The organism is Pseudomonas sp. HMSC076A11 (assembly GCF_001810205.1).
Taxonomy (GTDB): domain Bacteria; phylum Pseudomonadota; class Gammaproteobacteria; order Pseudomonadales; family Pseudomonadaceae; genus Pseudomonas; species Pseudomonas aeruginosa.
Genome location: NZ_KV800269.1, coordinates 26434 through 39598 on the forward strand (window position 1 = coordinate 26434; position 13165 = coordinate 39598).

Below are 13165 nucleotides of genomic sequence, written 5' to 3' on the forward strand. Positions count from 1 at the left end.
CGGGCCGTTTCGCGTTCCGACCGGGCGAAGTTGCGGGCGGGCTTACCGGTGAACCCCTTCGAAACCCTGTAGCACGTTCACCGCGTTGATCCCGATTTCCTCCACCGCGTAGCCTCCCTCCATCACGAACAGCGTGGCCAGGCCGAGCTTGCCGATGGCTTCGCCCATGCGCAGGTAGTCGGGGCTGTCCAGGCGGAACTGGGAAATCGGGTCCTCCTTGAAGGTATCCACCCCCAGGGAAACGATCAGGACGTCCGCCGCATAGGCCTGGATCTGCCGGATCGCCGCCTGCAGCGCCTGGCTCCAGGTCGCCCAGTCGCTGCCGGCCGCCAGTGGGTAGTTGAAGTTGTAGCCGGTGCCGACGCCGTTGCCCTTCTCGTCGGCGTAGCCGAGGAAATAGGGGTATTCGAAGCGCGGATCGCCGTGGATCGAGGTGAACAGCACATCGGCGCGGTCGTAGAAGATGTCCTGGGTGCCGTTGCCATGGTGGTAGTCGACGTCGAGGATCGCCACCCGCCCGGCGCCCCGGTCGAGGAAGGCCTGGGCGGCGATGGCGGCATTGTTGAAGAAGCAATAGCCGCCCATGTAGTCGGCCGCGGCGTGGTGGCCCGGCGGGCGACAGAGCGAAAATACCGAGCGCGCGCCGTTGGCGAGTTCGGACTGGCCGCTGAGGGCGACGTTGGCCGAACTGGTGATCGCCTGCCAGGTCCCGGCGGTGATCGGCGCGCCGGCGTCGAAGGAGTAGTAGCCGAGGCGACCGTCGATGTTGTCCGGCTCCGTCTGCCGCAGGCGCCGGGTCGGCCAGGCGATCGGCAGCATGTCGTGGCTGCGGCCGGTGGCCAGCCAGTCCTGCCAGGCGTTCTGCAGGAAACGCACGAAACCCTCGCTGTGCACCCGGCGGATCGGTTCCAGGCCGAAGTCGCGCGGTGCGCGGACTTCGCCGAGGCCGACGGCCTTCACGCGGTCGAGGACCATGTCGGCGCGGCTGGGTTTTTCGAAGCAGGGGGTGAACTGGCCGCCGATCAGTTCGTGCCGGCCGTGGTGCAGGCGATGGTCGTCGCTGTAGATGGTCAGCATGTCGGGCTCCCGGGCTCAGTTCTGTTCGGAGAAGGTCACGGTCGGCGCCTTGCGGCGGAAACCGCCGGTATGCAACGCCAGGTAGGCGAGGCCGGCGGCGAACCAGGTCAGGCCGATCACCAGGGTCAGCGCCGAGAGGCTGGTCCACAGCCACAGGGTCAGGCCCAGGCCGATGGCCGGCACCAGCCCGTAGCGCAGCAGGTCGCGCGGGGCGCGGCGGCCGTCGAGCAGCAGGTAGCTGCGGATCACCGCCAGGTTCACCGCGGAGAACGCCACCAGCGCGCCGAAGCTGATCATCGAGGCCAGGGTGGTGAGGTCGATGACCACCGCCAGCAGGGAAATCACCGAGACCACCAGGATCGCGATCACTGGCGTCTTGAAGCGCTCCGAGAGGCTGCCGAACACGCGCCGCGGCAGGATGCCGTCGCGGCCCATGCTGTAGAGGATGCGCGACACCGAGGCCTGCGAGGCCAGCGCCGAGCCGGCGGCGCCGGCGACGTAGGCGGCGGTGAAGAAGCTGGCGAGGAACTTGCCGCCGGCCGCCAGCATCACTTCGTTGGCCGCCGACTCGGCGTCCTGGAATACGCTGCCGGGGAACACCAGTTGGCTGAAGACCGCCAGCATGGTGAACAGCAGGCCGGCGCCGACCGTGGTGATGACGATGGCGCGCGGGATGTCGCGTTGCGGGTCGCGGGTTTCCTCGGCCAGGGTCGAGACCGCGTCGAAGCCGAGGAACGACAGGCACAGCACCGCCGCGCCGGCCATCAACGGGGCGAAGCCCGGCTGGCTGCCGTCGCCGACGAAGGGCAGGCTCAGGTCCAGCGAGGGGATGCCGGCCAGGTGCTTGACCGCCATGGCGACGAACACCACGGCGAAGACGAACTGGGCGCCGACGATCACGTTGCTCATGCCGGCCACCGAGCTGATGCCGATCACGTTGAGCACGGTGACCAGGCCGATCGCCGCGAGCACGAAGACCCAGGCCGGCACCATCGGGAAGGCGATGTTGAGGAACAGGCCGATGAGCAGGTAGTTGATCATCGGCAGGAACAGGTAGTCGAGCAGCAGCGACCAGCCGGCGAGGAAGCCGACGCAGGGGCCGAAGCTGAGGCTGGTATAGGAATAGGCCGAGCCGGCGATGGGATATTTCTTCACCATGAAGCTGTAGGAAAAGGCGGTGAAGAGCATCGCCGCCAGGGTGATCAGGTAGGCGCTGGCGGTACGACCGCCGGTGATCTCGGTGACTACCCCGTAGGTGGTGAACATGGTCAGCGGAACCATGTAGACCAGCCCGAAGAAGACCAGGGCGGGAAGCCCGAGGATGCGCCGCAGGCCGGTGCCCTGGGCGCTGTGGACGTACTCGGGGCGCTTGCCGCCGATGAGGATGCCGTTGTTGCGTTCGCTGGCCATGTTCCGTTCCTCGCGAAATGCCGTATCGATCCCGCAGGCGGCCGCTTGGGCGGACCTTTCCTGCGCCGGGTGAATGGACGGGCTAGTGGAAAACCGCTGGGGTTTCCGCCGGGTCGGTGGAAATGGCAGTGACGAGAGGGCGCGCGGCGTGTGCGGGCACGGGCGTTGGGGCGTCGATAGTGTTCATGGCGTTCTCAGGAAGCGTTCTTGTTGGATTTCTAGCTCGCGGTCGCGAGGTTCCCTTGGGCTCTGCCGGCGCCGTTTCCGCGGCTCCGGGCGACCCCTCGAGGAGGGCGCGGTTCGACTCTAGCAATCCGGTTTCGCCGGGGAGAACCCTGTAGACGGTCAAAAAGGGATCGAAATGGCCAAGCTGGCTGGCCGGCCAGCGCTGGCGCGAGCTGGCCGCCAGCGCCGCGTCGATCATTTCTTAAGCTTGGTCCAGACCTTGCTGCGCAACGCCAGGGCTTTCGGCGAGCAGAGCTTGAACGGCTTCAGGCGGTCGAGCTTGTCCTGCGGGGTGTTGATCGCCGGGTCGTCGAACAGTGCTTTCTCCATGAATTTCTCCGAGCCGACGATGGCGTTGTTGTACTTGGCGAAGTTGGAGGCGGCGGCGATGTTCTCCGGGCGCATCATCCAGTCGATGAAGACGTGGGCTTCCTTGACGTTGCTGGCGTCGCGCGGAATCGCGAAGTTGTCGATGAACAGCCGGATGCCTTCCTTCGGATAGACGTATTCGAGGCTGGCGCGTTGGGCGTGGGCGCGGTGGAAGGCGCCGTTCCACTGCTGGTGCATGGCGACCTCGCCGGCGGCCATGCGCTCGATGGTGCCGTCGCTGTTGTACATGGCCAGCGCCGGCTTTTGCCTGAGCAGCAGGTCGAGGACCTTCTGCGCTTCCCTGGCGTCCTCGGTGCATTCGTCGATGCCGAGGTAGTAGGTGGCGGGAATGAACAGTTCCTCGATGGAGTTCAGAGCCACCACCTTGCCTTTCAGCTCGGCTGGTGGTTCGAAGAACGGCTTCCAGCTTTCTTCCAGCCTGCCGCCCGGCACCTTCGCCGTATCGTAGCTGTAGCCGGTGGTGCCCCAGAGATAGGGAATGCTGTAGTCGTGGCCGGGATCGAAGCCAAGGGTCCGGAAGTTTTCCTTCAGATTGCCCAGGCTCGGCAACTGGCTCTTGTCGAGCTTTTGCAGCAGCCCCTCCTTGACGAATATTTCTATGAAACTGTCCGACGGCACCACCACGTCGTAGGCGCCGCCACCGGCCTTGAGCTTGGCCAGCAGCGTCTCGTTGCTGTCGTAGGCGTCGAGGGTGGCCTTGATCCCGGTGTCCTTCTCGAACTTCTTCAGTAACTCCGGCGGGTAGTAGTCCGACCAGTTGGCGAAGTGCAGGGTGCCTTCGGCGCGAGCCTGGCCGCCCAGGGCTAGACCGGCGGCGAAGAGCAGGGTGAGCGGTGTGCGGTAGGTCATGATGGACTCCTGGCGATCTTCTGTTTTTTCTTCGTGGAGGCAGGTTCTCAGCGGCGGCGTTGGCCGAGGTAGTACGACAGGGCGACGAAGGCGATGGAAATCATGAGGATGATCGAGGAAATCGCATTGATCTTCGGGGATATGCCCATGCGGATGGAACTGAAGATGTACACCGGCAGGGTGGTTGCGCCGGCGCCGGCGACGAAATAGGTGATGACGAAATCGTCCATCGAGATGATGAACGCGAGCATCGCCCCGGACAGCACGCCGGGCATCAGCAGCGGCAGGGTGATTTTCCAGAAGGCCTTCCACGGCGAGGCGTAGAGGTCGGCGGCGGCCTCCGCCAGGCGCGGGTCCAGGCCCTCCAGGCGGGCGCGGATCGGCAGGTAGGCGAAGGGGATGCAGAACACGATGTGGGCGATGAGGATGGTGAACAACGACAGCTTCAGGCCGATGAAGGAGAAGAACATCAGGGTCGCCACCGCGGTGACGATCTCCGGCACCAGCAGCGGCAGGCCGAGAACGCCGTTCATCAGGGTCTGCCCGCGGAAGGCGCGACCGCGCATGCCCAGCGCGGCGAGGGTGGCCAGGACGGTCGAGGCCAGGGTGGCGAGGGTGGCGACGAGCAGCGAGTTCTTCGCCGCGCGGAGGATTTCCGGATCGTTGGCCACCACCGCATACCATTTCAGGCTGAAGCTCTCCCAGAGCGTCGCCGACTGGCCGCTGTTGAAGCTGAGCACTACCAGCACCAGGATCGGGATGTAGAGGAAGGCGAAGAACAGCCAGGCGGCCTGGCGCACGCCGCTGAAGGTCCAGAGTGGATTGCGGCCGTTCATGGCTGGCCTCCGCCGGCGTTGGCCCGGAAGCGCAGGTTGTAGATCAGCATCGCCAGCAGGACGAAGGCCAGCAGGGCGAACGAAAGGGCGGCGCCGAACGGCCAGTTGTGCGCGGTACCGAATTGCAGCTGGATCAGGTTGCCGATCATCAGCGCCTTACCGCCGCCGAGCAATTCCGGAATGATGTAGCTGCCCAGGGCCGGGATGAATACCAGGATGCAGCCGGCGACTATCCCCGGCATCGCCAGCGGCACGATCACCCGGCGCAGCGCTTTCCAGCGGTTGGCGCCGAGGTCGAATGCCGCCTCCACCAGGCGCCAGTCCATCTTTTCCAGGCTGCTGTAGATCGGCAGCACCATGAACGGCAGGTAGGTATAAAGGAGGCCGATGATCACCGCGTTGTCGGTATAGAGCAGCCCCAGCCCGGTGTCGGTCAGGCCGATGCCTTGCAGGCCGGCGTCCACCAGCCCGCCGTTGCGCAGCAGCAGGATCCAGGCGTAGACCCGCACCAGCAGGTTGGTCCAGAACGGCACGGTGACCAGGAACAGCAGCAGGTTGCGCCGGCGTTCCGGCTGCAACGCCAGGTACAGCGCGGTGGGGAAGCCGAGCGCCAGGCAGCCGAGGGTGGTCAGCAGCGAGAGCCAGAACGAGCGCTGGAAGATGCCCAGGTAGTCGGCGTTGAACACCAGGCTGTCGTCCAGGTCGCGTTCCCAGAGGAAATTGAGGTAGGCCTCCAGGCTGTGCTGGCCCCATTTCACTCCGCCGTAGTCGCCGGATTGCTGGATCGACACGGCGAACATGATGCCCAGCGGGATCACCAGGAACAGCACCAGCATCAGCATCGCCGGGCTGCTCAGCAGCAGGCGCCGACGCAGCTGCCGGCGTTCGGCCGACTGTTGCGCGGTAGGTCGGCCGGCGGTGCTCATTCGGCGAGCACCCGGATGGCGGCGGCGGGAATCCGCACCCGCACCTTCGCCCCCGGACTGTGCGGGCAGCGTGCGCCGTCGCGGTTCTGCTGGCGCACGCGGAAGCCCGACTGTCCGGCCACGTTCAGGTGGTAGACGGTATCGGTGCCGACATAGACGATGTTTTCCAGCACGCCTTCCAACTGGCCGTCGGCGGCCAGTTCGGTGCGCTCCGGGCGGATCGCCAAGGTCACAGCGCCGCTGCCCGGGGTCGTCGCGGCCAGCCGCTGGCCGTCCGCCAGGCGCACGCCGTCGGCGTCGGCCTGGCCCTCGAGGAAGTTGGTTTCGCCGATGAAGTCGGCGACCGCCCGGTTCAGCGGCGCCTCGTAGATGTCGCTGGGCGTGCCGACCTGCAACACCTTGCCCTTGCTCATCACCGCGATGCGGTCGGACATGGTCAGCGCTTCCTCCTGGTCGTGGGTGACGAAGATGAAGGTGATCCCGGTCTCGTGCTGCAGGCGCTTCAGCTCGATCTGCATTTCCTTGCGCAGCTTCAGGTCCAGCGCCGACAGCGACTCGTCGAGCAGCAGCACCTTGGGCCGGCTGGCCAGCGCGCGGGCCAGGGCGATGCGTTGCTGCTGGCCACCGGACAACTGGTCGGCGCGGCGCTTGCCGACCTCCGGCAGCTTCACCAGGTCGAGCATGCGGCTCACGGTGGCGTCGATCTCGCTGCGCGGGCGGCCCTGCATCTCCAGGCCGAAGCCGATGTTGTCGGCGACGCTCATGTGCGGGAACAGCGCATAACTCTGGAACACCGTGTTGACCGGGCGGCGGAACGGCGGCAGGCCTTCCATGTGTTCGCCATAGAGGCGGATGCTGCCGGAACTGGGCTGTTCGAAGCCGGCGATGAGGCGGAGGAGGGTGGTCTTGCCGCAGCCGGAAGGGCCGAGGAGGGTGAAGAATTCGTTGGCGTGGATATCCAGGGACACATCGTCAAGGGCCTTCAGGCCTTGGCCGGGGGTACCGAATTCCATGCAGATCCGCTCGATGGCTATCGCGCTGGTCATGCTGAATTCCATGCAGTCAAGCAGTTGTTATTGTTGAGGTTTTGCGGTTTCTGGGGCCCGCTTCACCTGCTGCGGTTCGATAATGACCGGGGCGCCGCGGGCGCAGAACGATAGATGCGGCCAATAAGGGATCGAACAGGCCAATCTGGTGGCGCTGGAAGAAGACTGCGGATGCTCTCTTGTCGTCTCTTTCGGACAGGAAACTCGGACCTGTCCGAGTCGCCCGGGCGGCTGGCTGACTTTAAGCTTGGCTTCAGCCTGGAGCCGTAGCTTGCGTAGGAAAGGTCGGGCGCAGCCCGTTTCCATACAGCGTACAGGCTCTATGCTATGACTATCCACGCCCAAACTCCCGAGCCGTTTTCCATGTCCCGAGCTTTCACGCCTCGCCGTCTGCTGCTGGCCGTCCTGCTGGTCGCGCTGTCCGCGCTGGTCCTTCTCGGCCAGAGCTTCCGGGTCTTCGACCGGGCCTGGTTCGCCGTCCAGGAGTGGCGTCACGCCGATGCCTGGAAAGAGCGCTCGATATGGCTGCCGGACTACCGCGTGCGGATCGAGGCGCAGCCCATCGAGGGGTTGAACGACGACGTTTCCGCGCTGACCTTCGATCCCGACCGGCGCACCCTGTTCACCGTGACCAACCAGCCGGCGCAGATCATCGAGCTGTCCTTGCAGGGCAAGGTACTGCGGACCATCCCGCTGACCGGCTTCGGCGACGCCGAGGCCATCGAGTACATCAGCCGCGGCGTCTACGTGATCACCGACGAGCGCCAGCAACGCCTGGTCAAGGTGCGCCTGGAGGACGACACGCGCTTCATCGACGCTGCCGATGCCCAGCAGCTTTCGCTGGGTATCGGCCTCAACGGCAACAAGGGTTTCGAAGGGCTAGCTTACGACGCCGAGGGCAAGCGCCTGTTCGTCGCCAAGGAGCGTGACCCGGTGCGCATCTACGAGATCCACGGTTTCCCCCACACCCAGGCGGACAAACCGTTCGCCGTGCACGTGGTGGACGACCCCGGGCGCGACAAGCGCCTGTTCGTCCGCGACCTGTCCAGCCTGCAGTTCGACGAGGGCACCGGGCACCTGCTGGCGTTGTCCGACGAGTCGCGTCTGGTAGTCGAGCTGGACACCGACGGCGAGCCGGTCAGCACCCTGTCGCTGCTGCGCGGCATGCACGGCCTGAAGCGCAGCGTGCCGCAGGCCGAGGGCGTGGCGATGGACGACCGTGGCGTGCTCTACCTGGTCAGCGAGCCGAACCTGTTCTACGTGTTCAGCAAGGACGAGCCGGCGCAGCCCTGACGCGGCATACGGGGACGGCAGGAGCGTCCCCTGGCCCGCTCAGAACTGCCAGTTCACCCCGAGCGAATAGCCCGCCTGGTTGCCTTCGCTGTGGGCGAAGCGGCTGTTGGCTTCGGCGAAGACCCCGAGCTGCTCGGTGATCGCCAGTTGCGCGCCAAGCTGGGCGCGGCCGAAATCCTTGTCCACGCCGCCCATGTCGGCGACCCGGACACGCCCGTCGCCGCGGCTGGTCAGGTCCATGTCGTCCAGGCGTCCGTCCGCCAGCTCGCGGACCCAGCGCAGGCTGGCGTAGGGTTGCAGGCGCATTCTCGCGCCCAGCGCCAGCTCGCCGCGCAGGCGCCAGCCGAGACTCGCCTCCAGCGAGTCGTAGTCCTGCTTCTCGTAGCCGAGTGCGGTACGCAGGGCCTCGTCCTCGCGGAAGTCGTCGATGCGGTAGTGCATGTAGTCGAGGCCGGCCAGCGGCCCGCTCCGCAGTTCGCCGAAGCTGAAGTCATAGCCGCCTTCCAGCCGGGCGCCCCAGGACCAGGCCGAGGTGTCGCCCGACAGACGCTGGTCGAGCAGCACCGGCCCGCCGGCGGCCTGGAGGTAGACCGAACGCTTGCTGTCGTAGCGGGTATGCCCGAGGTTCAGCTCGCCGGCCAGCCATTCCGGACCGCCGTCGTTGTACAGGCCGAACAGGCCGAGCTGCCAGGTGTCGCCCTCGATGCGCCCACCATGGTCCAGCTTGTCGCGGCTGCGCTGGAAGGCCAGGCTGCCGCCGAGGGTCAGGGCCTCGCTGTAGCGGTAGTCGCCGAGCAGATGCACGCCGGCGCGCCTGGACTCCGGATTGCCAGGCATGTCGAAACCGCTGTCCGGCGAGACCTCGCCCTCCGCGCCCACCTCGCCGTCGAAGCTGCCTACCGGCCGGTTGCTGCCGAGCAGGGTCAGCCAGCGGCGGTCGTGCAGGCGGGTCAGTGCCTGATGCTGGCGCTGCAACTGGTCTTCCATCTGCCGCGCCAGGGCGCCGCCGGAGGCGGTGGAGGCCAGCAGGTCGGCGTTGGTCAGCTCCAGCACCAGGCGCGTCAGCAGGCGGGAAAAGTCGCGCATGCGTTGCTCGATGCGCTCCTGGCCGAGGGCGTTGGTCAGTACTTCCTTGTTGTCCTCGGCCGGGTCGTGCCAGGTTGAGCCGCCGGGAATCGCCGGGTTGTCGGTCTGCTCGTAGCCGTCCAGGTCGCCCAGTTCCCAGTTGGTCGCCTCGATGAACAACACCGGGATGTCCATCCCGTTGAAGCTTTCGCCGTCGCTGCAGCAGCCGGTACCCGCCGGGTATTCGGCGTTCAGGCCGGGGTTGGTGAACAACGGGATGTCCAGCTCGCGGGCGATGCGCAGGATCTGTTCGCGGTAGGCGCCGAGGGCCGGGCTGGACACGCTGTTGGAGCCGGCATGGGCGTACATCTTGTCGCCGGTGACCAGGCTGTCGAGGTTGATCATTCCCAGCAGGTTGGCGCGCTGGCTGGCGTCGAGGGACTCGACGTAGGCACGCGAACCGCGCAGGCCTTCCTCCTCGGCGCCGAAACCGACCACCTCGAGGCCGTTCTCCAGGGCGATGCCGCCGAGGTTGCGGGCGATCTCGGTGAGCACCGCCGCGCCCGAGGCGTTGTCGTCCAGGCCCTGCAGGGTCGGGCGACCGTAGTAGGTGTCGTAGTGCGCGCCGAGTACCAGGAACTTCCCGCTGCTACCGGGCGCCGAGGCGATGACGTTCTGTGAACTGCGGTTGCCGGCCCAGGTGAAGTCCTGGCGACTGGTCTGGTAGCCGAAGCCCAGGCGCGACTGCATCAGTTCGCTGGCGCCGGCGAAGCTGGCGGTGCCGCGATAGCGGCCCGGGTAGTCGGTGATCAGGCGCTCCAGGGTCTCCCCGGCGTATTCCCCGTATTGGTAGGCGTTGGCGCCCAACGACAGCGCGGCACATCCCAGGCCTACAGCGACAGCTAATGGTTTGAACACGGCACTTTCCTCTGTGTCGGTACGATGGTGCATCGAATGATGCTCGCGCCGCGGAAAGCAGGATGCGGACCGTTTCATGTCCCGGTGGCACGAAGTGACGCCTGGTCGACCTGCGGTGTCGCCAGGCTGTAAGAAGCGTCGCTCCTGGCGATGGGCGGGAAGCTTCGTGCTGGACGTAGTGTTACCGGCGATGGCCGGTACTGGGGCGTGACTTCCCGTTTCGGGGCTTGGTAACCGCGAGCAGTCGATTTACAGTGCTCGCCCTGCCGATCTCCTGGATACCCGTCGCATGAACATTTTCCGCGAAGCCCTGCTCAACCGTCGCCTGAAGAAGGCCCTGGCACGTCACGGTTGCCGCATGGCCAGCGGGGTCGAGACGCTGCGCGACGGCACGCAGGTGACGCTGGAGCCGAACGTGAAGCTGGGCAAGGCGAAGATCCATTCGCCGGCACTGGAGGTCGGCGCCTATACCGACGTGGTCAGCGGCTGCGAGTTCTTGGAGGTGGCCAGCATCGGCCGCTTCTGCTCGATCGCCACCGGGGTGGTGATCGGTCAGCCGCGCCGCTCGCATCCAATGCACTGGCTGAGCACCCACGCCTTCACCGCCAATCCGAAGCTGTTGCGCAAGCCGTTGCAGCCCGAGCGCGAAGCGACCCCGGCGCGGATCGGCCACGATGTATGGATCGGGCGCGACGCGCTGATCCTCGATGGGGTGGAGATCGGCACCGGCGCGGTGATCGGCGCGCAATCGCTGGTCAATCGCGACGTGCCGCCCTACGCGGTGGTGGCGGGCTCGCCGGCGCGGGTGCTCCGTTATCGCTTCGCGCCGGAGCTGATCGAGCGACTGCTGGCGAGTCGCTGGTGGGAGTTGCCGCTGGACGTGCTTGGCGAATTGCCGCTGGACGATCCGCAGGCCTGCGTCGAGGCGCTGGAGCGTCGGCCGCCGCAGGCGTGCCAGGAGGCGCGGCGCTTGCGCATCCGGCACAAGCCGTTCGCCATCGAATGGCTGTCCTGAGGCCCGCAGCCGCCGCCGGCGTCGACGGCGGCCAGGGCTGGGTCAGCTTTCGTCGCTGAGACCGGCTTCCGGCGCTGCGCGCTTCACCGACTGCACGCCGGCTTCGGCGTTGGCCTGGCTGGCATAGAGCTGGCTCTGGCCGACGACCTGGCCATTGGTGGCCTTGAGTACGAAGTGGAACTTGCCGTTGCTGGCCGGCTTGACCTCGAAGGCACCGTCGCGCTGGGAGTTCTTGCGCACCGACTCGATGCCGCCGAGCGCCGAGTCCTTGGCCTTGTACAGTTCGCTGGTGAGAATGATCTCGCCGTTGGCGGCATGCAGGTTGAAGTGGAACTGGCCGTCTTTCGCTTTCTTCAGATGGAATTTGGCTGCCATGTCTAGCTCCTTGTTCACAGGGTGAGGCGGATCGCAACGGACCAGCCGTCTGCTGAGACACAGCGTAGCCGCTTTTGTTGCAGTGTCGCCCCGCTCCGGTCATCGGCCTGGGGCGAGCGGGCTCAGGCCTTGAGGGTCTTGACGCCGTCGGCGGTGCCGAGCAGCAGCAAGTCGGCCGGGCGGGCGGCGAACAAGCCGTTGGTGACCACGCCGACGATGGCGTTGATCTTCTCTTCCAGTTCCACCGGGCTGTCGATGCGCAGGTTGTGCACGTCGAGGATGATATTGCCGTTGTCGGTCAGCACGCCTTCGCGGTAGACCGGATCGCCGCCGAGCTTCACCAGTTGGCGGGCGACGTGGCTGCGAGCCATCGGGATGACCTCCACCGGCAGCGGGAACTGGCCGAGGATGGGCACCAGCTTGCTGGCATCGGCGATGCAGATGAAGGTCTTGGCCACCGCGGCGACGATCTTCTCGCGGGTCAGCGCGGCACCGCCGCCCTTGATCAGCTCCAGGCGCTCGTTGCTTTCGTCGGCGCCGTCGACGTAGAACTCCAGCTCGCTGACCGTGTTCAGCTCGTAGACCGGGATGCCATGCTCCTTCAGGCGCTTGGCGGTGGCCTCCGAACTGGCTACTGCGCCGTCGAACTCGGCCTTGTGGCGGGCCAGGGCATCGATGAAGAAGTTGGCGGTGGAGCCTGTGCCGACGCCGACGATGCTCTTGCTGTCGAGGTGCGGAAGAATGTGGTCGACGGCGGCCTGTGCCACTGCCTGCTTGAGCTGATCCTGGTTCATCCCGGGTGCCTGTCTGGTTGCCTGGCCGGCCGTCCCGGCGGCGCAGGCGGAGGGTGCGCGCGGCCGGGGCGGCCCGGCGGGTTTCCGGCACGTCCTGTGCCGCTGCGATACGAAGGGACGAATTATAGCGGCCTGGCGTCCTCCGGTCTTGCCCCGGATGACCGGCAGTCGCGGTGTTTTCCTGCGGCGCGCCGGTAGTCCGCCCGGCGGGCCTGGAGTAGACTCCGGGCTTCCGTGAAGTCCGCCGAACCGCCTCCGATGCTCGAACAATACGTCAAGAAGATCCTCACCTCGCGCGTCTACGACGTCGCGGTGGAAACGCCCCTGCAACCCGCCCGCCAGTTGTCCGAACGCCTCGGCAACCAGGTCCTGCTCAAGCGCGAGGACCTGCAGCCGGTGTTTTCCTTCAAGATCCGCGGCGCCTACAACAAGGTCGCGCAGCTCACCGAGGAGGAGAAGGCCCGCGGGGTGATCGCCGCCTCGGCCGGCAACCACGCCCAGGGCCTGGCCCTGGCGGCCAAGCGGCAGGGGATCAGGGCGGTCATCGTGATGCCCAAGACCACCCCCGAGATCAAGGTCCAGGCGGTGCGCGCCCACGGCGCCAAGGCGGTGCTGCACGGCGACGCCTTCCCCGAGGCGCTGGCCCACGCGCTGAAGCTGGTCGACGAGAAGGGCTACACCTTCGTCCATCCCTACGACGATCCGGACACCATCGCCGGCCAGGGCACCGTGGCCATGGAGATTCTCCGCCAGCAGCCCGGCCGCCTCGATGCGATCTTCGTCCCGGTGGGCGGTGGCGGACTGGTCGCCGGCATCGCCGCCTACGTCAAGTACCTGCGTCCGGAGATCAAGGTGATCGGCGTCGAGCCGGACGAGTCGAACTGCCTGCAGGCGGCCATGGCCGCCGGCGAGCGGGTGGTGCTGGGCCAGGTCGGGCTGTTCGCCG

General features: G+C 66.6%; 12 protein-coding genes. 3 read left to right on the forward strand and 9 right to left on the reverse strand.

The annotated features are described in order from the left end of the window. Positions 1-42: 42 nt before the first annotated feature. From aphB to HMPREF2716_RS03260, 6 genes are all read right to left on the reverse strand, one after another. Positions 43-1077, reverse strand: coding sequence for an acetylpolyamine amidohydrolase AphB (aphB, locus tag HMPREF2716_RS03235; protein ID WP_003110574.1), 1035 nt, complete (start codon positions 1075-1077; stop codon positions 43-45). Between the two features lie 15 nt (positions 1078-1092). After that, on the reverse strand, positions 1093-2487 hold the full coding sequence (locus HMPREF2716_RS03240) for an APC family permease (protein WP_023109561.1): 1395 nt from the start codon (positions 2485-2487) through the stop codon (positions 1093-1095). Positions 2488-2907: 420 nt separating this feature from the next. Continuing rightward, complete coding sequence (locus HMPREF2716_RS03245; RefSeq protein WP_003084365.1) at positions 2908-3951, reverse strand: ABC transporter substrate-binding protein; 1044 nt, start codon at positions 3949-3951, stop codon at positions 2908-2910. A 47-nt stretch (positions 3952-3998) separates the two neighbouring features. Continuing rightward, the gene (locus HMPREF2716_RS03250; protein WP_003112952.1) at positions 3999-4787 is read right to left on the reverse strand and encodes an ABC transporter permease; all 789 of its coding nucleotides are present in this window, start codon (positions 4785-4787) and stop codon (positions 3999-4001) included. Further along, positions 4784-5713 (reverse strand): ABC transporter permease, encoded by a 930-nt coding sequence (locus HMPREF2716_RS03255; RefSeq protein ID WP_003112953.1) that lies wholly within the window; start codon positions 5711-5713, stop codon positions 4784-4786. Before HMPREF2716_RS03255 ends, HMPREF2716_RS03250 begins: the two co-directional genes overlap by 4 nt. Continuing rightward, positions 5710-6759, reverse strand: a complete 1050-nt coding sequence (locus HMPREF2716_RS03260) for an ABC transporter ATP-binding protein (protein ID WP_023518276.1) — start codon at positions 6757-6759, stop codon at positions 5710-5712. Before HMPREF2716_RS03260 ends, HMPREF2716_RS03255 begins: the two co-directional genes overlap by 4 nt. 327 nt (positions 6760-7086) lie before the next feature. On the opposite strand from HMPREF2716_RS03260, the gene HMPREF2716_RS03265 reads away from it, so the two are divergent. Then, positions 7087-8052, forward strand: coding sequence for an SdiA-regulated domain-containing protein (locus tag HMPREF2716_RS03265; RefSeq protein ID WP_003118774.1), 966 nt, complete (start codon positions 7087-7089; stop codon positions 8050-8052). A 39-nt stretch (positions 8053-8091) separates the two neighbouring features. On the opposite strand, the gene HMPREF2716_RS03270 is transcribed toward HMPREF2716_RS03265, so the two are convergent. Further along, positions 8092-10035: an autotransporter outer membrane beta-barrel domain-containing protein gene (locus tag HMPREF2716_RS03270; RefSeq protein ID WP_019371361.1), complete on the reverse strand. Its 1944-nt coding sequence runs from the start codon at positions 10033-10035 to the stop codon at positions 8092-8094. 289 nt (positions 10036-10324) lie between these two features. On the opposite strand from HMPREF2716_RS03270, the gene HMPREF2716_RS29940 reads away from it, so the two are divergent. Continuing rightward, positions 10325-11050: a CatB-related O-acetyltransferase gene (locus HMPREF2716_RS29940; RefSeq protein ID WP_003117873.1), complete on the forward strand. Its 726-nt coding sequence runs from the start codon at positions 10325-10327 to the stop codon at positions 11048-11050. A gap of 42 nt (positions 11051-11092) precedes the next feature. Here HMPREF2716_RS29940 and HMPREF2716_RS03280 read toward each other — a convergent pair whose 3' ends face one another. Continuing rightward, positions 11093-11425, reverse strand: coding sequence for a YegP family protein (locus tag HMPREF2716_RS03280; protein WP_003117874.1), 333 nt, complete (start codon positions 11423-11425; stop codon positions 11093-11095). Between the two features lie 122 nt (positions 11426-11547). After that, the gene (gene rpiA, locus HMPREF2716_RS03285) at positions 11548-12219 is read right to left on the reverse strand and encodes a ribose-5-phosphate isomerase RpiA (protein WP_003084386.1); all 672 of its coding nucleotides are present in this window, start codon (positions 12217-12219) and stop codon (positions 11548-11550) included. Positions 12220-12477: 258 nt separating this feature from the next. Between rpiA and HMPREF2716_RS03290 the strand changes: the two genes are divergently transcribed. After that, positions 12478-13165: pyridoxal-phosphate dependent enzyme (locus HMPREF2716_RS03290; RefSeq protein WP_139147658.1), on the forward strand; the 688-nt coding region annotated here is incomplete at its 3' end.

What these genes read in the sequence shown, in the direction of transcription:
- HMPREF2716_RS03265 (WP_003118774.1), top strand. Translation starts at nt 7,087, where the DNA reads ATGACTATCCACGCCCAAACTCCCGAGCCGTTTTCCATGTCCCGAGCT.
- HMPREF2716_RS03245 (WP_003084365.1), bottom strand. Translation starts at nt 3,951, where the DNA reads ATGACCTACCGCACACCGCTCACCCTGCTCTTCGCCGCCGGTCTAGCC.
- rpiA (WP_003084386.1), bottom strand. Translation starts at nt 12,219, where the DNA reads ATGAACCAGGATCAGCTCAAGCAGGCAGTGGCACAGGCCGCCGTCGAC.
- HMPREF2716_RS03255 (WP_003112953.1), bottom strand. Translation starts at nt 5,713, where the DNA reads ATGAGCACCGCCGGCCGACCTACCGCGCAACAGTCGGCCGAACGCCGG.
- HMPREF2716_RS03280 (WP_003117874.1), bottom strand. Translation starts at nt 11,425, where the DNA reads ATGGCAGCCAAATTCCATCTGAAGAAAGCGAAAGACGGCCAGTTCCAC.
- HMPREF2716_RS03250 (WP_003112952.1), bottom strand. Translation starts at nt 4,787, where the DNA reads ATGAACGGCCGCAATCCACTCTGGACCTTCAGCGGCGTGCGCCAGGCC.
- HMPREF2716_RS03240 (WP_023109561.1), bottom strand. Translation starts at nt 2,487, where the DNA reads ATGGCCAGCGAACGCAACAACGGCATCCTCATCGGCGGCAAGCGCCCC.
- aphB (WP_003110574.1), bottom strand. Translation starts at nt 1,077, where the DNA reads ATGCTGACCATCTACAGCGACGACCATCGCCTGCACCACGGCCGGCAC.
- HMPREF2716_RS03260 (WP_023518276.1), bottom strand. Translation starts at nt 6,759, where the DNA reads ATGACCAGCGCGATAGCCATCGAGCGGATCTGCATGGAATTCGGTACC.
- HMPREF2716_RS29940 (WP_003117873.1), top strand. Translation starts at nt 10,325, where the DNA reads ATGAACATTTTCCGCGAAGCCCTGCTCAACCGTCGCCTGAAGAAGGCC.